This window comes from Cellulomonas sp. NPDC057328, assembly GCF_042667215.1.
Taxonomy (GTDB): domain Bacteria; phylum Actinomycetota; class Actinomycetes; order Actinomycetales; family Cellulomonadaceae; genus Cellulomonas.
This window is the reverse complement of the sequence record NZ_JBHUZW010000040.1, coordinates 1-19,753: the sequence shown is the minus strand read 5'-3', so window position 1 is coordinate 19,753 and position 19,753 is coordinate 1. Positions and strand designations below refer to the sequence as shown.

Genomic DNA, 19,753 nt, shown 5'->3' with positions numbered 1-19,753 from the left:
GAGATCGTCCGGATGCTGGTCGGTGACGTCGGTCGCAGCACGCCGGGAGGGGCGGCCGGACGGCGGTCGCCCAGGTGCGCCGCCTAGCATGCGCGGGTGCGACGCATCGTGGGGCTCGACACCGCCCGCGGCCTGGCCGTGCTCGGCATGGTCGCCGCGCACGTCGGGCCCGACGACACCTGGCGGACGGTTCCGCCCGGCGGGTTCGCCCAGCTCGCCGACGGCCGTCCGTCCGCGCTGTTCGTCGTGCTCGCCGGGGTCGGGCTCGCGCTGCTGTCCGGCGGGGACCGGCCGGTGGTCGGCACGCGGCTCGTCCAGGCGCGGCTGCGCGTCCTCGTGCGGGCCGCGCTGCTCGTGGTGCTCGGGGCCGCCCTCGTGGAGCTCGGCACGCCGGTGGTCGTCATCCTGGTCGTCTACGGCGGCATGTTCGCCGCCGGCACGCTCGCGCTGCGCTGGCCGCGGCCCGTCGTCGTCACCGCCGCCGTCGCCGTCGCGTTGCTCGGGCCCGTGGTGCGGCCCTGGTTCGACGCGTTCCCGGTGGTCGCGGAGCGCCCCCTCGACCCGCTGACGGTGCTCGTGGGGCACTACTACCCCGCGATCGTGTGGATGTCGTACGTACTGACCGGCCTCGCCGTCGGCCGCAGCGACCTACGGTCCCCGCGGGTGCACGCCTGGCTCGCCGGGCTCGGCGCGGGCCTCGTCCTGCTGGGCCACGGCGGCGCGGCGGCGCTCACCGCGGCGCTCGGGCGCCGCACCGACCTGACCACCGCGGAGCCGCACTCGGCGTCCCCGTTCGAGGTCGCGGGCAACACCGGCACGGCGCTGCTCGTGCTGGCGGTGTGCCTGGCCGTCGGCGTGCGGTGGCCGCGCGCGCTCGCGCCGGTGTCCGCGACGGGTGCGCTCGCGCTCACCGCGTACGTCGGCCACCTGCTCGTCATCGCGGCACTGGGCACCGGGGTCGTCTGGTCGCCGACGACGGCGGGCTGGCTGTGGTTCACGGGCGTGATCGTCGTGGCGTGCTGGGCGTGGCGGACGTGGGTCGGCCGCGGCCCGCTCGAGTGGGTGCTGCACGTCGTCTCGACGCGCGCCGCCGACGTCGCGCCCGACGCGCTCCCGCCGCGCACGGACCCGGCCGGGCCGGCGTCCCCCGCCGCCGGCGAGGGCGAGGTCGCCGGCGCGACGACCGCTCAGGGCCAGACGAGCGAGCGCGCCCAGGACCCGTCGGCGGAGCGGCGGTAGACCAGCCGCACGTGCGCCCGGTCCGGGCTGCCCTGCCAGAACTCGACGGCGTCCGGCACGACCACCCACGCCTGCCACTCCGGCAGCACGAGGCCCGGCTCGGCGTCCACCCGCTCGCGCGCGGCGGCCATCGCCGCCCGCAGCCCCGCGACGGAGCCGAGCGGCTCGCCGGGCCGCACCGCCAGCGCGGCGGCCCGGGACGCGGGCGAGCGGGCGAGGTAGTCGTCCGCCGACGCCTGCGGGCCCAGGTGCCGCGCGGTGCCCGTGACCCGGACCTGCCGCACGACGCGCTGCCACCAGAACGTCAGCGCCGCGCGCGGGTTCCCGGCGAGGTCGCGGGCCTTGCCGCTGCGCGCGTCGGTCGCGAACGCGAACCCGTCCGGGCCGACGTCCTTGAGCACGAGCACGCGCGCCGAGGGCCGCCCGTCCGCGTCGGCCGTCGCGAGGGTCACGGCGTGCGGCTCGGGGACGCCCGCGTCGACGGCGGCGGCGAACCAGTCGCCGAACAGCGCGAGCGGGTGGTCCGGCGCCGCGTCGGGGTCGAACGGCAGGACGTCGCCCGACAGGGCCGGCAGGGACCGCAGCAGCTCGCGCACGTGCGCCACGATGCCGTCCGCGGGGCCGGACCGCCAGGCGCGCCGGGGCCTCCCCGGCGGCGACCTACCCTGGTGCCGTGCGCACGACGACCACCCCGGCGACCGCCCCGGCGGACGTCGTCGTGCTGCCCGCGGCCGTGTGGCGGCCCCGCGCCGACGCGCACGCGGCCCGGGCCGACGCGCTGACCGCCGGGCACCGCGAGCGCCGGTCCCGGCACGAGCGGCACGCGATCGAGGACTTCCTCTACGAGTACTACCCGACCCGCCCAGCGCAGCTGCGCCGCTGGCACCCCGGTGCGGGCACCGCCCTGGCGCCGGACGCCGACGGGCCGGCGGCGCAGGGCGCGTGGCGCTGGTACCGCACCGACGCCGACGGCACGGTGACCCTCGACGTGCCGGCGTTCCTCGCCGACCGCGGGGAGGCCGTGCGGTTCGTCGCCGGGCTGGTCGGCGCGACCGCGTCCCGGCCCGCCGCCACCGGCTGCTTCGGCCTGCACGAGTGGGCGATGGTGTACCGCGAGGCGGACGACGAGCACCGCCACCCGCTGCCGCTGCGCCTCGGCCGCGACGGCACGGACGCCGTCGTCGAGGCGCACCGCATCCGCTGCACGCACGTCGACGCGTTCCGCTTCTTCACGCCGGCGGCGGCGCCGCGCAACACGCTGCAGCCGACCCGGGCGACGCAGGTCGCGCTGGAGCAGCCCGGGTGCCTGCACGCCAACATGGACGTCTACAAGTGGTGCCTCAAGCTCGGCCCCGCCGTGCCGGGCGACCTGCTGCTCGACGCGTTCGACCTCGCCCGCGACATCCGGGTGGTCGACATGTGCGCCTCGCCGTACGACGTGCGGCCGTACGGCCTCGACCCGATCGCCGTCGAGACGCCGGAGGGCAAGGCCGACTACGTGCGCCGCCAGCGCGGCTTCGCGGCGCGCGCGAACGCCCTGCGGACGCGGCTGCTGGCGGTCTGCACGACGCTCCTCCCCTGACGTCGCCACGCCGTCGACCCGACGTCAGGCCCGCCACCGGTCGCCGAACCGGCCGTCGCGCAGCGCCGTGGCCGGGTGGTGCTGCATGGCGGCCGGTTCGCCGGGACGTGGCCGGCTCGGCGGGGCACCGCCCGGCTCGGCGGGCACCGGCCCGTCGGGCGGGCCCGGCCCGTCGGGCGGGGCGCCGGCCCGTCAGGCGGTCGGCAGCCAGCCCAGCCGGCCGAGCCACGCCGCGCACGCGTCCGTCCAGCGGGCGACGTGCGGGTCCTCCGCCGCGAGGCCGAGGCCGTGACGGCCGGACGGGTACACGTGCAGCTCGGCCGGGACCCCGGCGGCCCACAGCGCCCGCGCGTACAGCAGCGCGTTCGCGACCGGGACGGCGTCGTCGTCGGCCGTGTGCCAGACGAACGCGGGCGGCGTGGCGGCGGTGACGCGCCGCTCGGCGGACAGGGCGGCGCGCGCGTCCGCGGACGCCCCGACGCCGAGCAGCGCCTCGACCGAGCCCTCGTGGGCGTCGACGCCGAACGAGACGACCGGGTAGCACAGCACGGTGGCGTCCGGGCGCGCCGCCGCGTCGTCGACGGTGGACAGCGTCGCCGCGAGGTGCCCGCCCGCGGAGAACCCGAGCACGCCGACGCGTCCCGGGTCCACGTCGAGACCCGTCCCGCCCGCGCGGACCCACCGCACCGCGGCGGTCGCGGCGTCGAGCGGCGCCGGGTGCAGCGCCGCGGTCGACCCCGCCGGTGCGACCGGGTAGCGCAGGACGACGGCGTGCACGCCGAGGCCCGCGAGCCACCGGGCGACCGGCTCGGCCTCGTGGTCGGCCGTCATCCGGTACCCGCCGCCGGGCAGCACGAGGACGACGGGCCGCGGGCCCGGTGCGTCGGACGCGACGACGGTGACCCGGTCCGCGAGCGCGACCGGCAGGTCCGCCGCGTCGGGCCGCACCACGCCGGTGCCGAGCACGTCCGCAGGGACCACGTCCGGAGCCACCACGTCCGCGCTCACGACGTCCTCGCTCACAGCGTCCTCGCTCACAGCGTCCCCGCTCACAGCGCACCCGCCCGCACGGCGTCGACGCCCTTGTTCGCGAGCGCGTCGGCGCGCTCGTTGCCGGGGTCGCCGGCGTGCCCCTTCACCCACACCCACGTCACGTGGTGCCGCGCGACCTCGGCGTCGAGCGCCTGCCACAGCTCCTGGTTCTTGACCGGCTTCTTGTCCCCGGTGCGCCAGCCGTTGCGCTTCCAGCCGTCCATCCACCGCGTGAGGCCGTTCATGACGTACGTGGAGTCGACGTGCAGCCGCACCACCGACGGGCCCTTGAGGGCGCGCAGCCCCTCGATGACGGCGGTGAGCTCCATGCGGTTGTTCGTCGTCAGCTCCTCGCCGCCGAACAGCTCGCGCTCGTGCACGCCGGAGCGCATCCACGCGCCCCACCCGCCCACGCCGGGGTTGCCCTTGCAGGCGCCGTCCGTCCACATCTCCACGCGGGGCAGGTCGTCGCCCGTCGTCACGTCGTCGCTCACGCGCACACCGTACGGCGGTGCGCGCGGGTCCCGGTCACCACGTGCGGACGGCGGCGCGGCCGGACGTGCGGACCCGCTCGTCGACGGTCACGAGGGTGGCGTTCTCGGTCACCGCCTGCGCCACGAGCAGCCGGTCGAACGGGTCGCGGTGCTCCCACGGCAGCCGCCCCGCGAGGAGCGCGTGGTCGGCGCCGACCGGCAGCTCGGTGCCGCCGATCTCCGCGACGCGGCGCGACCAGAAGTCGACCAGGTCGCCGACCTCCAGCCTCCCGAGCCGCTGCTTGGTCGCCACCTCGAGCGCCGACGCCGCCGACACGAGGAGCGTCACGGCCGGGTCGGCGAGCTCGTCGCGGACGTGGTCCGGCACGCGACCCGGGTCGCCGAGGAGCCACAGCAGGACGTGCGTGTCGAGCAGGTACCTCACTCCCAGGCCGCCAGCTCCGCCTCGTCCAGCGGCTCGTCGAACGTCGGCGGGACGTCGAGCCGCAGCGTGCCGAAGACACGACGTCGGGGCTGCACGGGGACGAGGCGGACGACCGGGCGGCCGGCGCGGGCGATGACGACGTCCTCCCCCTCCTCCGCACGGGCGATGAGGTCGGACAGGCGCGCCTTCGCGTCCTGGACGTTCATGGTCGTCGTCACGCCCGCAAGCCTACGCCGCCGGGTCTCGCCGGACCAGACCACCTGGTCCAGCTCGGCGACGGTCTCAGGACCGGCGCAGCACCGTCTCGCGGACCACCCGGCGCAGCACCTTGCCGACCTGCGAGCGCGGCAGGTCCGGCAGCACGACCATCCGCCGCGGCAGCGCGTACCGCGCGAGGCGGGTCTCGCACCACGCCCGCACGGACGCGAGGTCGACGCCCGACGCGCCCTCGTCCAGGACGACCGCGGCCACGACGCTCTCCCCGAGGTCGCCGGCGGGCTCCCCCACGACGGCGACGTCGCGGATGCCCGGCATGCCGCGCAGGTGGTCCTCGACCTGCGACGGGTACACCTTGAACCCGCCGCTCACGATCATCTCCTTCATGCGGTCGACGAGGACGACGAACCCGTCCTCCTCGACCTGCACGACGTCGCCGGTGCGCAACCACCCGTCCGCGAGGAGCTGGTGCGCCGTCTCCTCGGGCCGGTCCCAGTACCCCTGGAAGACCTGCGGCCCCGAGATCAGCAGCTCGCCGCGCTCGCCCGGCGCGACCTCGCGGGTCGGGTCCTCCTGGTCGACGACGCGCACGTACGTGGACGGGAACGGCAGGCCGAGGGCGCCGGGTCGGCGGTCGGCCGTCATCGGGTTGCCGAGCGCCACCGGGGACGTCTCGGTCATGCCGTAGCCCTCGATGACGAGCCCGCCCGTGACGCGCTCCCAGCGCTCGGCGGTCGCGCGCGGCAGGGCCATCGCGCCGCTGATCGCGTACCGGAACGACGTGAGGTCGGCGCCGGACTCCTCGGCGGCGGCCGCCAGGCGGTCGAGCATGGGCGGCACGGCGGGCAGGAACGTGCCCGGCCGGCGCTTCTGCGCGGCGAGGACGCGCGCGGGGTCGAAGCTGGGCAGCACGACGAGCGTCGCCGCGATGCGGGTCGCGTACGTGAGGCACAGCGTGAGGCCGAAGGCGTGGAAGAACGGGAGCACCGCGTAGACGACCTCGGTGCCGGAACGCGCCTGCGTCCACGCCTGCCCCTGGATCGCGTTGGCGAGCAGGTTCCGGTGCGTGAGGACCGCGCCCTTGGGCGTGCCCGTGGTGCCACCCGTGTACTGCAGCAGCGCGACGTCGCCCGCCGCCGGCCCCGGGACGGACGCGTCGACCGGCCGCGCGCCGCGCAGCAGCCGGTGCCAGTGCGGCACGTCCGCGGGCACCGGTCCGCGCATGGCCGCGCGGGTGCGGCGCGCCGACGGGACGGGCAGGCGCAGCGCCAGCCGGGACGCCGCCGGCAGGTCCGCGCTGAGGTCCACGGCCACGACGTGGCGCAGGTCCGTGCGCCCGCGCGCGGCGAGCACGCGCGGCACGGCCTGCTCCCACACGACCGCGACGGTGGCGCCGCTGTCGGCGAGCTGGTGGGCGAGCTCGTCGGCGGTGTAGGTGGGGTTGTGCTCGACGACGACGGCGCCGAGCCGCAGCACGGCCCAGAACGCCACCAGGTGCGTGGTGCAGTTGGGCAGCACGAGCGCGACCCGGTCGCCGGGCCCGACGCCCAGGTCCCGCAGCACGGCGGCGCCGCGGGCGACCTGGTCCGCCACCTGCGCCCACGTCGTCGTGCGGCCGAGGAAGTCGACGGCCACGCGTCGCGGGTGCTCGCGCGCGGTGCGCTCGAGCGTGGCCGTGAGAGGCTCGTCCGGCACGTCGACGTCCCGCGGGACGCCGGTCGGCCAGGCGGCGGGGAGGGCTGCGTCCGGGGTCGGGCTCGTCACGTCGCCACCGTAACTTACGGCCCCGTAGGTTACCCACCCGTAGGTCCCGCGCGGCGGCCGCCGGGACGTGCCCGTGGCACGATCGCGACGTGCCCGAGCAGTACGTCCCCGCCGCCGAGGTCCCCACCGGCCCCGTCGACGTCCCCGTGGCGGTCGCGCACCTCGCCGGGACCGCACCGGTCGTCCCCGTGTGGCGCAACGAGCTCGGAGGGCTGACCTTCCGGCTCGGCGCCGACCGGTACGTCAAGTGGGTCGCCGCCGGGACGCCGGGGCTCGACCTCGCCGCCGAGGCGGACCGCCTCGCGTGGGCGGCGCCGTTCACGGCCGTCCCCCGCGTGCTCGACCGCGGCGCCGACGACGCCGGCACGTGGCTCGTCACGGAGGCGATCGACGGCCGCAGCGCCGTGGACCCGTACTGGCTCGCCCGGCCGGTCGAGGCCGCCACCGCGATCGGCCGCGGGCTGCGGGCGTTCCACGACGCCCTGCCCGTCGGCGACTGCCCGTTCGCGTGGTCGGCGCGCGACCGCCTCGACCGCGCGCTGGAGAACCTCGACGCCGGCGACACGCCCGCGTCGTGGGCGCCCGAGCACCGCACCATGGGCGTCGCCGAGGCGCGGTACCGCCTCACCGAGCCGCCCGACCCCGACGTGCTCGTCGTGTGCCACGCGGACGCGTGCGCGCCCAACACGCTGCTGCACGACGACGGCACGGTCGCGGGCCACGTCGACCTGGGCCGGCTGGGCGTCGCGGACCGTTGGGCGGACCTCGCCGTCGCGGCGTGGAGCATCGACTGGAACCACGGCCCGGGGTACGACCACCACGTCTACGCCGGCTACGGCGTGGAGCCCGACCCCGTGCGGATCGCGTACTACCGCCTGCTGTGGGACGCCTCCTGACGCGTCCGTGCGAGGATCGCCCGGTGCCCGACGCCGTGACCCTGACCGCCCGTCTGCCCCGCGGCGACCAGGCGCACGACCCCGACGCCCTCTACGAGGCGTTCACGGCGTGGGCCACCGACCAGGGGCTGCGCCTGTACCCGCACCAGGAGGAGGCGCTGCTCGAGCTCGTCTCCGACGCGCACGTGATCCTGTCGACGCCGACGGGCTCGGGGAAGTCGCTCGCGGGGGTCGCCGCGCACGCCGTCGCGCTCGCGCAGGGCCGCCGGTCGTTCTACACCGCGCCCATCAAGGCGCTGGTGAGCGAGAAGTTCTTCGCGCTCGTCGAGGTCTTCGGCTCGGAGAACGTCGGGATGATGACGGGCGACACGGCCGTCAACGCGCAGGCGCCGATCGTGTGCTGCACGGCCGAGATCCTCGCCAACCTCGCGCTGCGCGACGGCACCGACGCCGACGTCGGCCTCGTCGTCATGGACGAGTTCCACTACTACGCCGACCCGCAGCGCGGCTGGGCGTGGCAGGTGCCGCTGCTCGAGCTGACGCGGACCCAGTTCCTGCTCATGTCGGCCACCCTCGGCGACGTCACGTTCTTCGAGGACGACCTGCGCCGCCGCACGGGCCGCGACGTGGCGGTCGTCGCGAACGCCGAGCGACCCGTCCCGCTGACGTTCTCCTACGTCGTCGAGCCGCTGCACGAGCTGCTCGACGAGCTGGTGCAGACGCAGCGCGCGCCCGTGTACGTCGTGCACTTCACGCAGAAGGAGGCCGTCGAGCGCGCGCAGGCGCTGCTGTCGTCGACGCTCGCGAGCCGCGCCCAGCGTGACGCGATCGCCGACGAGCTCGGCGGGTTCCGGTTCGGCCCCGGGTTCGGCAGGACGCTGTCGCGGCTGCTGCGGCACGGCGTCGGCGTGCACCACGCGGGGATGCTGCCGAAGTACCGGCGGGTCGTGGAGCGCCTCACGCAGAAGGGCCTGCTGCCGGTGGTGTGCGGCACCGACACGCTCGGGGTCGGCATCAACGTGCCCATCCGGACCGTCGTGCTCACCTCGCTCGTGAAGTACGACGGCCAGCGCATGCGGCACCTGACGGCGCGCGAGTTCCACCAGATCGCGGGGCGGGCCGGCCGCGCGGGATTCGACACGGTGGGCGAGGTCGTCGTCATGGCGCCCGAGCACGTCATCGAGAACCGCAAGGCGCTGCTGCGGGCCGGCGACGACCCGAAGAAGCAGAAGAAGATCGTCCGCAAGCAGGCCCCCGCGGGGCACGTGAACTGGACGGACAAGACGTACGAGCGCCTGCGCGACGCCGCCCCCGAGCCGCTGACCTCCAGCTTCCACGTCTCGCACGCGATGGTGCTGCACGTGCTGCAGCGCGGCCGGGACGGGCGCGGCGACCCGATCGCCGTCATGACGCACCTGCTCACCGACAACCACGAGCCCGAGGGCGCCCGCGCCCGGCACGTGCGGCGCGCGGTCGACGTGTACCGCTCGCTGCGGGCCGGTGGCGTCGTCGAGCGGCCGTGGGTCGACGACCCCGCGGCCACGCGGGGCCGGCGGCGCACCGTCCGGCTCGTCGACGACCTGCCCGCCACGTTCGCGCTCGACCAGGCCCTGTCGCCGTTCGCGTACGCCGCGCTCGACCTGCTCGACCCCGAGGACCCCGGGTTCGCGCACGACGTCGTCTCCGTCATCGAGGCGACGCTCGACGACCCGCGCCAGGTGCTCGCGGCGCAGGAGAACCGTGCGCGCGGCGAGGCGGTCGCGGCCATGAAGGCGGAGGGCCTCGACTACGACGAGCGCATGGCCCTGCTCGAGGACGTCACCTACCCACGTCCGCTCGCGGAGCTGCTCGAGGCCGCGTTCGCCACGTACCGCCGGACCAACCCGTGGGTCGCGGACCTCGCGCTGTCCCCGAAGTCCGTGGTCCGCGACATGCACGAGCGCGCCGCGACGTTCGCCGAGTACGTCAGCCTCTACACGCTCGACCGCACCGAGGGCGTGCTGCTGCGCTACCTCGCCGACGCGTACCGCGCGCTGCGCCGCACCGTCCCGGAGGACCGGCGCACCGAGGAGCTCGAGGAGCTCGTCGCGTGGCTCGGCGACCTCGTGCGCCGCACCGACTCGAGCCTCCTCGACGAGTGGGAGCGCCTGGCGAACCCCACGGACGACCCGGCCGCCGGGACCGCCGTCGACGACGACACGCCGCCGCCCGTCACCGCCGACGCACGCGTGTTCCGCGCGCTCGTGCGCGGCGCCCTGTTCCGCCGCGTCGAGCTGCTCGCGCGCGAGCGGTGGGGTGCGCTCGCCGCGCTCGGCGACGTCGACGGCGACGACCGGCCGTGGGACGCCGCCCGGTGGGCCGACGCCCTCGACCCCTACTGGGACGTGCACGACGAGGTGCTCTCCGGCCCCGCGGCCCGCGGCCCGGGGCTGTTCCTCGTCACGCCGACGGAGGGGCACGGACCGGCGGCGCGCACCTGGCACGTCCGCCAGCTGCTCGACGACCCGGCGGGCGACCACGACTGGCGGATCGACGCGCTCGTCGACCTCGCGGCGTCGGACGAGGCCGGCGAGGTGCGCCTGCGGGTGCTGGAGGTCGGGCCGCTCTGACGTCCCCGCGGCCCGCGGCACGGTGCCCGGCCCGGTCCCGGCGAGGTGAGGCAGGCCTGCGTATGTGCAGGTCAGGACAGGCTTCGCTGCGATGACAGGCGACGGGCACCGGCCTAGCGTGGACGCATGACCACGATCGGCGGGCACCTCACGGGCCTCCTGCACGCGACCGGCGACGCACGCCCCGCGCACTCGGCGCGGGGCCTGAACTGGCTCCGCGCCGGCGTCCTCGGTGCGAACGACGGGATCGTCTCGATCGCCGCCACGGTCGTCGGTGTCGCGGGCGCCGCGACGTCCGCCCGGACCATCGGCCTCGCCGGCGGCGCGGCCCTCGTGGCGGGCGCCCTGTCGATGGCCGCCGGGGAGTACGTGTCCGTGAGCAGCCAGCGCGACGCCGAGCGCGTGGCCGCCGACGCGGGCCGGCCCATCGGCGGTGCCGACGACGAGGACGCCTTCACGAACCCGTGGCACGCCGCGCTCGCCTCGTTCGTGGCCTTCACGGTCGGCGGGCTCGCCCCGCTGCTCGTCGTGCTCGCGCCGTGGCCCGTCGCGGCGCGCGTCCCCGTCACCGCCGTCGCCGTCGTCGCCGCGCTCGTCGCGCTCGGCTGGGCGTCGGCGCGGTTCACGGGTGCGGCGACCGGCCGGTCGGTGCTGCGCAACGTGGTCGGCGGGTCCGTCGCGATGGCCGTGACCTACGGCATCGGCTCGCTCGTCGGCGTGGCGCTCTAGCGCGTCCGGTCGGATCCGTCGGGCGGGCCGACGCCGCCGGGCTCGTCGGGCCCCTCACGCTCGCCGCGCGGCAGGGTCCGCTCGAGCAGGCGCGCGAACGGTGCCAGCGACACGACGGCCACGGCCGACGCGATCGCGGCGCCGCCGGGGTGCACGAAGAACAGGCCGAGCAGGAGGGTCAGGACGAGCCACGCCAGCAGGAGCTCCACGGCCAGCGCCAGGACGCGCCGCCCCCGGCTCCGCACCCGTCCCGCGCGCGGCTCGAGCATGCCGACGACGACGAAGAAGACCGGGTAGATCCACAGGAGGTGCAGGAGCCGCCACCCCCCGCCCCCGGTCCGCAGCCGGCCGACCTCCGGCACCAGGCCGGCGAGGACCAGACCGACGAGCAGCGGCAGGGCCGCGAGCCAGACGACGCCGAGCACGTACAGGACGAGCACCAGCACGCCGGGCACGCCCAGCCGCTCCCCCTCGCGCATCGCACCCCCTGCTCCGCGGTCGCCACCCGGACCGTGACCCTGGCAGCGCCCGGCGCCGGACGTCAACGACCGACGGCCGCACCGCCCCCTACCCTGGCGCCGTGGCACGCAAGGACGCCCGCGCGGCGGGCACACCGGCGCTCGTCGCGCTCGCCGCGGCCGGCGTCCCGCACACCCCGCGCGCCTACGCGCACGACGCCGCGTCCGACCTCGGCTACGGGCTCGAGGCCGCGCAGGCGCTGGGCGTCGACCCCGCGCAGGTGTTCAAGACGCTGGTCGCCGACGTCGAGGGTGCGCTGACCGTCGCCGTCGTGCCGGTCACCGGGCGGCTCGACCTCAAGGCGCTCGCGCACGCGGTCGGCGCCAAGCGCGCCGCCATGGCGGACCCGCACGCCGCCGAGCGCGCGACCGGCTACGTCGTCGGGGGCATCTCTCCGCTGGGCCAGCGCACGCGGCTGCGCACGGTCGTCGACGAGACGGTGTGGCTGTTCGACACCGTGCTCGTCTCGGGCGGGCGCCGCGGGCTGGACGTCGAGCTCGCGCCCGACGACCTGGTGCGGCTCACCGACGCCGTGGTCGCGGCGGTCGCGGCGGGCTGACGCCCGCGCTCAGCGGCCGTACGCCGCGAACGCCCGGTCCGTCGGCACGATCTCCTTGCCGAGCGGCACGAGGGAGACCGGGATGAGCTTGAGGTTCGCGATGCCCATCGGGATGCCGATGATCGACACGAACAGCGGGATCGCCGTCGCGACGTGCCCCACGGCGAGCCAGATGCCCGCCACGAGCACCCAGATCACGTTGCCGACGGCCGACAGGGCACCGGCGGTGGGCTTCTCGACGACCGTCCGCCCGAACGGCCACAGCACGTAGCTGGCGATGCGGAACGACGCGACGCCGAACGGGATCGTGACGACCAGCAGGCAGCACAGCACGCCGGCGACGACGTACCCGAGCGCGAGCCACGCGCCGGCGAACACGAGCCAGATGACGTTGAGCAGGGTGGTCACCGGACCACCGTCGCACACCTCGCCGCGCTGCGGGATCCGGGACGTCCCTGACGCGACCCCGGTCCGCGGGTCGGCCCAGCGCCGGGTCAGTTGAGCGCCGGGTCGTCGGGTGCCGTCCACAGCAGCGCCACCTCGTCCGGCTGGCGGCGCAGCACCCGGCGCCACAGGTTGCCGGGGTCGTGCGCGAACGGGTCGTCCGGCAGCGCGTCGACGACGATCCACCCCTTGGCGGCGATCTCCTGGTCGAGCTGGCCCGCCGACCAGCCGGCGTACCCGACGAACACGCGCAGCCCCCGCACGCCCTGCGCCACCACCTCCGGCGGCGCGTCGAGGTCGACGAGACCCAGCCCCGGCGTCAGCGGACGCACCCCGGGCGGGGCCGTCGCGGCCACCGGCACGCCCGCGAGCCCGAGCGCCGCGTCGCGGCCGACCGGTCCCCCGCCGAACAGGACGCCCGGCGCGCTCACGTGCGGGTGCCAGTCGGGCAGCACCGCGGCCACGTCCACGTCGAGCGGCCGGTCGAGCACGACGCCGAGCGCCCCACCGTCGGTGTGCTCGAGCACGAGCACGACCGTGCGCCGGAAGCTCGGGTCACGCAGCCCCGGCGTCGCCACCAGCAGTCGTCCCGTCGTGCCGTCCATGCGGCCCATCATGGCCCGGCGGTACGGTCAGGACCCGTGGAGCCGCCCGACGACCCGCACGACCGCGCCCGGCACGTCGCCGAGCGCCTCGCCGCCCTGCGCGCCCGGGTCGCGGCCGCCACCTCCGCCGCCGGTCGTCCGCCCGGTGCGGTGCAGGTGCTGCTCGCCAGCAAGACCATGGACGCGGGCACGGTCCGCGCCGCGCTCGCGGCCGACGCGGCGGCCCGCGCCGCCGGGTCCGGCACGGCGCCCGTGCTGCTCGGCGAGAACCGCGTGCAGGAGCTCGTGGCGAAGGCGCCGGTGCTGGCGGACGTCGCGCCCGTGTGGCACGTCATCGGGCCGCTGCAGTCGAACAAGGTCAACGCGGCGCTGCGCTGGGCCGCGGCCGTGCAGTCCGTCGCCGACGACGACCTGGCGGGACGCCTCAGCGCGCGCGTGGCCGAGCGCACGGTGCCGCTCGACGTGTGGGTGCAGGTCAACGTGTCCGCGGAGCCCACCAAGCACGGCGCCCGCCCCGCGGACGCCCGCGACCTGGCCGTGCGCGTCGCCGCGCTGCCCGGTCTGCGCCTCGCCGGCTTCATGACCGTCGGCGCCCGCACGTCCGACGTGGACCGGGTCCGCGCCGGCTACGCGCTCCTGCGCAGCATCCGGGACGACGTCGTCGCGAGCGGCGCGCCCGGCACCGCCGACGCCCGCGGGCTGTCGATGGGCATGAGCGACGACCTGGAGGCCGCCGTCGCGGAGGGCGCGACCGTCGTCCGCATCGGCACGGCCGTCTTCGGCGCGCGGACCCCGCCGCCGGCCGACGCGAGCGCACCGGCGCGGTAGGCACGCGCGGCCGCGCGCCGGCGCACCGCGTCGCGCGCGAGCAGCTCACGCCGGGCCAGCACGTCCAGCCGTCGCCGCTCCCGCTCGTCCTGCGTCACCGTCCACCTCCCGGTCCGGTCGTCACCTCCGTGGTCACGGGCAGGAGCGCCGCGCACCGCCGGTGATACGTCCGCAGGCCACCGCTGCGAGGATGGCGCCATGGACGCCCCCGCGCCCCGCCCCCGCCGCCGCTTCCCCACCTGGGTGTACGCGACCGGCACCGAGCCCGACGCCCGGTTCTCCCTCGCGAACGAGCGCACGTTCCTCGCGTGGGCGCGCACCGCCCTCGCGCTCCTCGCGGGCGGCGTCGCCCTCGAGGCGCTCGACCTGCCGATCGAGCCGCGCCTGCGGCTCACGGCGGCGGTCCTGCTCGTCGCGCTCGGCGTGCTCGCGCCCGTGCTGGCCTGGGTCGGGTGGGCGCGGGCCGAGCGCGCGATGCGCCGGGCGGAGCCGCTGCCGGCGCCGTCGGCGTTCGGCCTGCTCGTCGTCGGCGTCGCGGCCGCGGGCGTGCTCGTGCTCGTCGGGCTGGTGCTCGCGTGAGCGGTGCCGCGCCGGCCGTCGACCCGCTCGCCGGGGAGCGCACCGCGCTGGCGTGGCGGCGGACGGCGCTGGGCCTGCTCGGCGGCGCCGTCGCGGCCGGTCGCCTGCTCGCGGAGACGTGGGGCCCGGCGGGCTGGTCCGTGGCCGTGGGCGGCACGGTCCTGGCGGTGCTCGTGCTCGTGGCGTCCCGCGAGCGGCGGACCGCCGCCCGGCTCGGGTCCGCGGGGACGGGCACGCCCGGCGGGCGGCTCGTGACGGCGTGCGCCGCGGGGCTCGTCGCGATCGGCGCGGCCGCCGTCGCGGTCGTCCTCACCTGGCCGCACTGACCGGTCCGGACCGAGCAGGGCCGAGGACGTGCCGAGCAGGTGCCGACCAGGGCCGGACGGGGGGACGCCGTCAGGGCACGCGGGCGGTCCAGGCCGGGTCGGTGAACTTCGTCGCCACCAGCTCGCGCGCGCGCTCGAGCTCCTCCGGCCGCAGGGCGCCGTCCACCGTGCGGTACCGCGCGCGGAAGTGGGCGACGAAGGCCGCGATCACCTGCTCGCGCGGCAGCTGCGTCTGCGACCGCACCGGGTCGACCCGCTTGTTCGCCGACCGCGTGCCCTTGTCGGACATCTTCTCGCGGCCGATCCGCAGCACCTCGAGCATCTTGTCCGCGTCGATGTCGTAGGACATCGTCACGTGGTGCAGCACGGCGCCGCCGCCGCTCGCGAGCCGCTTCTGCGCCGACCCCGCCAGCTTGCCCGCCGGGGACGCGATGTCGTTGAGACCGGTCGTCGTCGCCCGCACCCCCACGTCCGCGAGCGCGCCGAGCACCCACTGGTTGAGGAACGTGTAGGAGTCCTCGAACGACATGCCGTCGACCAGCGAGGGCGGCACGACGAGCGAGAACGTGATGCAGTTGCCGGCCTCCATGAACATGGCGCCGCCGCCGCTGACGCGGCGCACCACCGTGACGCCGTGCCGGGCGGCGGCCTCGGCGTCGACCTCGTTCGCGAGCGACTGGAACGAGCCGATGATCACGGCCGGCTCCTGCCACTCCCAGAACCGCAGCGTCGGGCCGCGCCGGCCGGCCGCGAGCTCCTCGGTGAGCACCTGGTCGAGCGCGGTGTGCATCGCGGGCGGCAGGACACCCGGGTCCAGCAGCGTGAACTCGTGGTCGGACCAGCCGGTGGAGAGCCCGAGCGCCCGCCGGACCGCCACGGCGACGGCACGCGTGTCGAACCCGACCATGGCGACGGGCCCGGCGACGCGGCCCTGCTCCTGCGCGAGCGTCAGGGCGTCGTCGAGGACCTGCACGAGCGAGGCCACCGGCGCGTCCCGCGCCACACCGGCGAGCGCCTCGCCGAGGACCTCGAGCGCGTCGTCGGGCTCGAGGAAGAAGTCCCCGGACACCCGCACGTCCGCGAGGCGCCCCTCCCGGACGTCGAGGTCGACCACCACGAGCTTGCCGTCGGGCACCTTGTACTCACCGTGCACGGGTCCACCCTAGGCCGGGCGCGCGGGCGGACGGCCCCGGGCGGACGGCCCGGTGGCACGCGTCACGGCAGCGCGCGCACCGCCGCGAGCACGCGCTCCTCGATCATCATGCTCACCTCGCCGGTCGTGCCGAGCACGTCCGCCGCGTTCTCGCGCGCGGCCGGGTCGAGCGCCGTCGCCGTCCAGCTGACGATCGCGTTGCCGACGAGCGCGTGGCCGACGTACCGCGCACGGGGCTCGTCCTCGCCGGTGCGCACGGTGACCTCCTGGACGATCTCCGGCAGCAGCCCCTGCCCCTCGATCGCCGGCTGCGTCACCCACCGGGTCTGCCCGCCGGCCGCGTCCGCGACCGTGTACTCCGTGCACACGTCGACCGTTGTCACGAGCGCCCGGAACGCCTCGCGCGCCGCCGCCGGGTCGGCCAGGAGCACGACGTCCTGCTCGACGCGGACCTCCTCGTTCGCCCACGCCAGCGCGTCGTGCGCCACGGGCGGGCCGGGCACCACCGTCACCGCGGTCGTGCAGGTCGCCGGCTCGACCGCGCCCCCGGGCGGCAGTCCCCACGGCGTCTGCCCGGACGGCGGGCCCGCGCTCACACCGGGTTCCGCGGCGGGCACGGCCGCCTCGACGTCCGCGCGCGTGAGGAGCAGCCCGGGCAGCGTCGTCGCGTCGAGGACGACGTCGGCGGTCGACGGCCCGGCGGAGGGCGCCGCGGTGGGGGTCGGCTCCTGCGGGGCGGGCGCGGACGACGCGGAGCCGGTCGCGATCGGTGTCGGGACGGGCGCGCCCGCGCCCCACGGCTGGACCAGCACGAGGACCGCGACCGCGAGCACGGCGGCGAGCACCCAGGGGCCCCACGGGCGGCGGGACCGCGGCGTCCCGGCCGGCGCGGGCCGGCCGTCCTCGGCGGGCGCGCTCGCGCCGCCGTCGGCACGCGGGCCGTGCTGCGGGTCCGTGCCGGGCACGCGGGCTCCTTCCGCTCGCCAGGGCCCGTCGTCGGGCCACCCCCGAGGCTAGGACGCCGCGCGGACCTCTGCGCGGCGTCGCGTCGCCGTGCGGCTCAGCGCGTCGGGACGCCCGCGTGCCGCAGGCCCCAGATCGCCGAGTCGGTGAGCGCCTCCCACGACGCCTCGATGATGTTCGGGCCCACGCCGACCGTGCTCCACGACGTCTGCCCGTCCGTCGTCTCGATGAGCACGCGCGTGATCGCGTCCGTGCCGTGCGTCTGGTCGAGGATGCGGACCTTGAAGTCGATGAGCTCGAACGCCTCGAGCTCCGGGTAGACCCGCACGAGCGCGGTGCGCAGCGCCTGGTCGAGGGCGTTGACCGGGCCGTTGCCCTCCGCGGTGGCGACGATCCGCTCGCCGCCGGCGTGCAGCTTCACGGTCGCCTCCGCCACCGCCGGCGCGCCGCGTCCGCCGTTGCGCTCGACGATCGTGCGCCACGACTCGACGCGGAAGTACGCCGGGCGCGCGCCGTCCATCTCCTCGACCAGCAGCAGCTCGAACGACGCGTCGGCGGCCTCGAACGTGTAGCCGTTCGCCTCCGCGTCCTTCACCCGGCCGGTGACGCGCGAGAGCACGTCCGGGTGCGCCGCCAGCTCGATGCCGAGCTGCCGGCCCTTGAGCTCGATCGAGGCGCGCCCCGCCATCTCGGAGACGAGCATGCGCATGTCGTTGCCGACCAACGCCGGGTCGGTGTGCTGGTACAGGTCGGGGTCGACCTTGATGGCGGACGCGTGCAGCCCCGCCTTGTGGGCGAACGCGCTCGCGCCCACGTACGGCTGCCGCGCGAACGGCGAGATGTTGGTGATCTCGCTGATGGCGTGCGCGATGCGCGTGAGCTCGGGCAGGCCGCCGTCGCCGTCGGCCGCGCGCGCGAGCACGCTGCGCCCCCGCTTGAGCTCGAGGTTCGCGACGACCGACAGGAGGTCGGCGTTGCCCGTCCGCTCGCCGTAGCCGTTGACGGTGCCCTGCACGTGCGCGCAGCCCGCGTCGACGGCGGCGATGGTGTTGGCCACCGCGCACCCCGAGTCGTTGTGCGCGTGCATGCCGAGCACCGCGGCCGGCCCGACGGCGGCGCGCACGTCGAGCACGACGTCGCGGACCTGGTCCGGGAGCATGCCGCCGTTCGTGTCGCACAGGGCGACCACCTCGGCGCCCGCCTCGAACGCCGCGAGCACCGCTGCGCGGCTGTACGCGGCGTCGAACCCGAACCCGTCGAAGAAGTGCTCGGCGTCGACGAACACCCGCCGTCCCTCGCGCCGCAGGAACGTCACCGTGTCGGTGATCATCGCGAGGTTCTCCTCGCCGGTGGTGCGCAGCGCGCGCTCGGCGTGGCGCAGGTCGCTCTTCGCGACGAGCGTGACCACGGGCGCCTCCGAGTCGAGCAGCGCCCGCACCTGCGGGTCCTGCGACGCCCGCGTACCGGGCTTGCGCGTCGCGCCGAACGCCGCGAGCTCGGCGTTGCGCAGGTCGAGCTCCTTCGCGGCGCGCTGGAAGAACTCGGTGTCCTTCGGCACGGCCCCGGGCCACCCGCCCTCGATGAACCCCACGCCGAGCTCGTCCAGCAGGCCGGCGATCGTCAGCTTGTCGGCGACCGACAGCGCGATGCCCTCCTGCTGGGCGCCGTCGCGCAGGGTCGTGTCGTAGACGTGGAACGAGCGGTCGGTCACGGGGACTCCTCGGGCGGTGCGGGCGTGCGTCGGGGGCGGGCGGCGGGTGCCGCGACCGGCGAGGGGTGGTGCCGGTGCCCGGTCGACGTGCCGCCCGGCGGGGGTGGTGCCGGGCGGGCGTGCGGACCAACAAAAAGACCCCCCGGGGTACGGGAGGTCTGCGCGTCGGCTGGTCGGCCGACGCGCTACACGATGATCAGCGTGAAGCGGGTCACAGGGGCGATGGTGGCACAGGTCCGGGCCGCGGGCGACGACGTCCACGATCCGGACCGGCGCGGCGGACCCGTGCGGGTGACGACCCGGGCGATCCGTGCCGAACCGGACGCCGCGGGCTAGCGTGTGCTCCGCCCGCGGACCGCCGGACCGGCGCGGGCGACGAGACAGGAGCCGGCCATGTCGCACCCCTCCCCCGGCGGCCCCGCCGAGCCGCCCGCCCCCGCGTGGGCGCCGCCGCCGGCCGTGCCGCCCGCGACGGCCGCGCCGCCGCCCTCGGTCGCCCCCGCCGCGTCCCGCGCGCCCGCCGCCGCGGCGGACACGCCCGCACCCGTCGCCGTGCCCGCACCCGTCGCCGTGCCTGCGGCCACCGCCGGGCCCGAGGCGCCGCGTGCGACGCGACTCACGGTGGAGACCCGCCGGTTCTGGTCCGGGGCCGCGGCGACCGCCCTCGTCGCCGCGCTGGTCGGCGTGGTGGGCGTCCTCGTGCTCGAGCGGATCCTGCGGATCGACCTCGCCGTCGGCGGGGGCGCGGGGTCCGCGATGGCGACCTACGTGCTCGGCGGTGCGCTCGCCGCCGTCGCCGCGGCGGGGCTGCTGCACGTGCTCGTGCTGACCACGCCGCGCCCCGGTGCGTTCTTCGGGTGGATCCTCGCGCTCGTGACGCTCGTCGCGACGCTGCTGCCGCTGACGTCGACCGCGGGGGTGGGCGCGGGCGTCGCCACCGGCGTCGTCAACCTCCTCGTCGGCGTCTCCGTGTGGTCGCTGCTGTCCGGGGTGCTCGGGTGGACGGTCCGCCGCGTGGCGGCCTGACGCCGGCGCACGGGGACCGACGGACGACGGCCGGCGGCGGTCCCCCGCTCCGGGG

Annotated in this window: 22 protein-coding genes; 10 read left to right on the top strand and 12 right to left on the bottom strand. The window is 76.8% G+C overall.

Translation table 11 applies throughout. The annotated features are described in order from the left end of the window. Positions 1–96: 96 nt before the first annotated feature. The gene (locus ACFUMH_RS09400) at positions 97–1,239 is read left to right on the top strand and encodes a heparan-alpha-glucosaminide N-acetyltransferase domain-containing protein (protein WP_378203835.1); all 1,143 of its coding nucleotides are present in this window, start codon (positions 97–99) and stop codon (positions 1,237–1,239) included. Here the strand turns inward: ACFUMH_RS09400 and ACFUMH_RS09395 are convergent. Then, positions 1,188–1,835 (bottom strand): pyridoxal 5'-phosphate synthase, encoded by a 648-nt coding sequence (locus tag ACFUMH_RS09395; protein WP_378203832.1) that lies wholly within the window; start codon positions 1,833–1,835, stop codon positions 1,188–1,190. The genes ACFUMH_RS09400 and ACFUMH_RS09395 overlap by 52 nt on opposite strands. Positions 1,836–1,912: 77 nt before the next feature. Here ACFUMH_RS09395 and ACFUMH_RS09390 point away from each other — a divergent pair, with 77 nt between their 5' ends. Beyond that, positions 1,913–2,821: a 3-methyladenine DNA glycosylase gene (locus tag ACFUMH_RS09390; RefSeq protein ID WP_378203829.1), complete on the top strand. Its 909-nt coding sequence runs from the start codon at positions 1,913–1,915 to the stop codon at positions 2,819–2,821. Positions 2,822–3,013: 192 nt separating this feature from the next. Here the strand turns inward: ACFUMH_RS09390 and ACFUMH_RS09385 are convergent, their stop codons facing one another. From ACFUMH_RS09385 to ACFUMH_RS09365, 5 genes are all read right to left on the bottom strand, one after another. Then, positions 3,014–3,844 (bottom strand): alpha/beta hydrolase, encoded by an 831-nt coding sequence (locus tag ACFUMH_RS09385; protein ID WP_378203826.1) that lies wholly within the window; start codon positions 3,842–3,844, stop codon positions 3,014–3,016. Positions 3,845–3,870: 26 nt separating this feature from the next. After that, positions 3,871–4,302: a ribonuclease HI gene (gene rnhA, locus ACFUMH_RS09380; RefSeq protein ID WP_378203872.1), complete on the bottom strand. Its 432-nt coding sequence runs from the start codon at positions 4,300–4,302 to the stop codon at positions 3,871–3,873. Positions 4,303–4,381: 79 nt separating this feature from the next. After that, positions 4,382–4,771, bottom strand: coding sequence for a type II toxin-antitoxin system VapC family toxin (locus ACFUMH_RS09375; RefSeq protein ID WP_378203823.1), 390 nt, complete (start codon positions 4,769–4,771; stop codon positions 4,382–4,384). Beyond that, on the bottom strand, positions 4,768–4,989 hold the full coding sequence (locus ACFUMH_RS09370; RefSeq protein WP_378203820.1) for a type II toxin-antitoxin system Phd/YefM family antitoxin: 222 nt from the start codon (positions 4,987–4,989) through the stop codon (positions 4,768–4,770). Before ACFUMH_RS09370 ends, ACFUMH_RS09375 begins: the two co-directional genes overlap by 4 nt. Before the next feature lie 64 nt (positions 4,990–5,053). Further along, positions 5,054–6,751 carry an AMP-binding protein gene (locus ACFUMH_RS09365; RefSeq protein ID WP_378203817.1) on the bottom strand — a complete coding sequence of 566 codons (1,698 nt, stop codon included), beginning with the start codon at positions 6,749–6,751 and terminating at the stop codon, positions 5,054–5,056. 89 nt (positions 6,752–6,840) lie between these two features. On the opposite strand from ACFUMH_RS09365, the gene ACFUMH_RS09360 reads away from it, so the two are divergent. From ACFUMH_RS09360 to ACFUMH_RS09350, 3 genes are all read left to right on the top strand, one after another. Further along, positions 6,841–7,647 (top strand): phosphotransferase, encoded by an 807-nt coding sequence (locus tag ACFUMH_RS09360; protein WP_378203815.1) that lies wholly within the window; start codon positions 6,841–6,843, stop codon positions 7,645–7,647. Between the two features lie 23 nt (positions 7,648–7,670). Next, positions 7,671–10,256, top strand: coding sequence for a DEAD/DEAH box helicase (locus tag ACFUMH_RS09355; RefSeq protein WP_378203812.1), 2,586 nt, complete (start codon positions 7,671–7,673; stop codon positions 10,254–10,256). A gap of 126 nt (positions 10,257–10,382) precedes the next feature. Next, on the top strand, positions 10,383–10,985 hold the full coding sequence (locus ACFUMH_RS09350) for a VIT1/CCC1 transporter family protein (RefSeq protein ID WP_378203810.1): 603 nt from the start codon (positions 10,383–10,385) through the stop codon (positions 10,983–10,985). Here ACFUMH_RS09350 and ACFUMH_RS09345 read toward each other — a convergent pair. Continuing rightward, positions 10,982–11,464, bottom strand: a complete 483-nt coding sequence (locus ACFUMH_RS09345) for a hypothetical protein (RefSeq protein ID WP_378203807.1) — start codon at positions 11,462–11,464, stop codon at positions 10,982–10,984. The genes ACFUMH_RS09350 and ACFUMH_RS09345 overlap by 4 nt on opposite strands. 101 nt (positions 11,465–11,565) lie before the next feature. On the opposite strand from ACFUMH_RS09345, the gene ybaK reads away from it, so the two are divergent. Continuing rightward, positions 11,566–12,063, top strand: a complete 498-nt coding sequence (gene ybaK / locus ACFUMH_RS09340) for a Cys-tRNA(Pro) deacylase (protein WP_378203804.1) — start codon at positions 11,566–11,568, stop codon at positions 12,061–12,063. A gap of 9 nt (positions 12,064–12,072) precedes the next feature. Here ybaK and ACFUMH_RS09335 read toward each other — a convergent pair whose 3' ends face one another. Both ACFUMH_RS09335 and ACFUMH_RS09330 read right to left on the bottom strand, forming a co-directional pair. After that, positions 12,073–12,471: a YccF domain-containing protein gene (locus ACFUMH_RS09335; protein WP_378203802.1), complete on the bottom strand. Its 399-nt coding sequence runs from the start codon at positions 12,469–12,471 to the stop codon at positions 12,073–12,075. A gap of 86 nt (positions 12,472–12,557) precedes the next feature. Beyond that, positions 12,558–13,112, bottom strand: a complete 555-nt coding sequence (locus tag ACFUMH_RS09330) for a YqgE/AlgH family protein (RefSeq protein ID WP_378203799.1) — start codon at positions 13,110–13,112, stop codon at positions 12,558–12,560. Positions 13,113–13,148: 36 nt separating this feature from the next. Here ACFUMH_RS09330 and ACFUMH_RS09325 point away from each other — a divergent pair, with 36 nt between their 5' ends. The 3 genes from ACFUMH_RS09325 to ACFUMH_RS09315 all read left to right on the top strand — a co-directional run bounded on the left by ACFUMH_RS09325 (position 13,149) and on the right by ACFUMH_RS09315 (position 14,845). Beyond that, complete coding sequence (locus ACFUMH_RS09325) at positions 13,149–13,940, top strand: YggS family pyridoxal phosphate-dependent enzyme (RefSeq protein ID WP_378203797.1); 792 nt, start codon at positions 13,149–13,151, stop codon at positions 13,938–13,940. A 198-nt stretch (positions 13,941–14,138) separates the two neighbouring features. Further along, on the top strand, positions 14,139–14,519 hold the full coding sequence (locus ACFUMH_RS09320; RefSeq protein ID WP_378203794.1) for a YidH family protein: 381 nt from the start codon (positions 14,139–14,141) through the stop codon (positions 14,517–14,519). Next, positions 14,516–14,845 carry a DUF202 domain-containing protein gene (locus ACFUMH_RS09315; RefSeq protein ID WP_378203791.1) on the top strand — a complete coding sequence of 110 codons (330 nt, stop codon included), beginning with the start codon at positions 14,516–14,518 and terminating at the stop codon, positions 14,843–14,845. The genes ACFUMH_RS09320 and ACFUMH_RS09315 overlap by 4 nt, the downstream gene beginning before the upstream one ends. A gap of 70 nt (positions 14,846–14,915) precedes the next feature. Here ACFUMH_RS09315 and ACFUMH_RS09310 read toward each other — a convergent pair whose 3' ends face one another. From ACFUMH_RS09310 to cimA, 3 genes are all read right to left on the bottom strand, one after another. Further along, positions 14,916–15,998, bottom strand: a complete 1,083-nt coding sequence (locus tag ACFUMH_RS09310; protein WP_378203788.1) for a lipoate--protein ligase family protein — start codon at positions 15,996–15,998, stop codon at positions 14,916–14,918. Between the two features lie 62 nt (positions 15,999–16,060). Further along, the gene (locus tag ACFUMH_RS09305) at positions 16,061–16,963 is read right to left on the bottom strand and encodes a sensor domain-containing protein (RefSeq protein ID WP_378203785.1); all 903 of its coding nucleotides are present in this window, start codon (positions 16,961–16,963) and stop codon (positions 16,061–16,063) included. 95 nt (positions 16,964–17,058) lie between these two features. Further along, the gene (cimA, locus tag ACFUMH_RS09300; protein WP_378203782.1) at positions 17,059–18,672 is read right to left on the bottom strand and encodes a citramalate synthase; all 1,614 of its coding nucleotides are present in this window, start codon (positions 18,670–18,672) and stop codon (positions 17,059–17,061) included. A 393-nt stretch (positions 18,673–19,065) separates the two neighbouring features. Here cimA and ACFUMH_RS09295 point away from each other — a divergent pair, with 393 nt between their 5' ends. Then, positions 19,066–19,698 carry a DUF6069 family protein gene (locus tag ACFUMH_RS09295; RefSeq protein WP_378203780.1) on the top strand — a complete coding sequence of 211 codons (633 nt, stop codon included), beginning with the start codon at positions 19,066–19,068 and terminating at the stop codon, positions 19,696–19,698. Positions 19,699–19,753 lie beyond the last annotated feature (55 nt).

What these genes read in the sequence shown, in the direction of transcription:
- ACFUMH_RS09295 (WP_378203780.1), top strand. Translation starts at nt 19,066, where the DNA reads ATGTCGCACCCCTCCCCCGGCGGCCCCGCCGAGCCGCCCGCCCCCGCG.
- ACFUMH_RS09345 (WP_378203807.1), bottom strand. Translation starts at nt 11,464, where the DNA reads ATGCGCGAGGGGGAGCGGCTGGGCGTGCCCGGCGTGCTGGTGCTCGTC.
- ACFUMH_RS09350 (WP_378203810.1), top strand. Translation starts at nt 10,383, where the DNA reads ATGACCACGATCGGCGGGCACCTCACGGGCCTCCTGCACGCGACCGGC.
- ACFUMH_RS09320 (WP_378203794.1), top strand. Translation starts at nt 14,139, where the DNA reads ATGGACGCCCCCGCGCCCCGCCCCCGCCGCCGCTTCCCCACCTGGGTG.
- ACFUMH_RS09330 (WP_378203799.1), bottom strand. Translation starts at nt 13,112, where the DNA reads ATGGACGGCACGACGGGACGACTGCTGGTGGCGACGCCGGGGCTGCGT.
- rnhA (WP_378203872.1), bottom strand. Translation starts at nt 4,302, where the DNA reads ATGTGGACGGACGGCGCCTGCAAGGGCAACCCCGGCGTGGGCGGGTGG.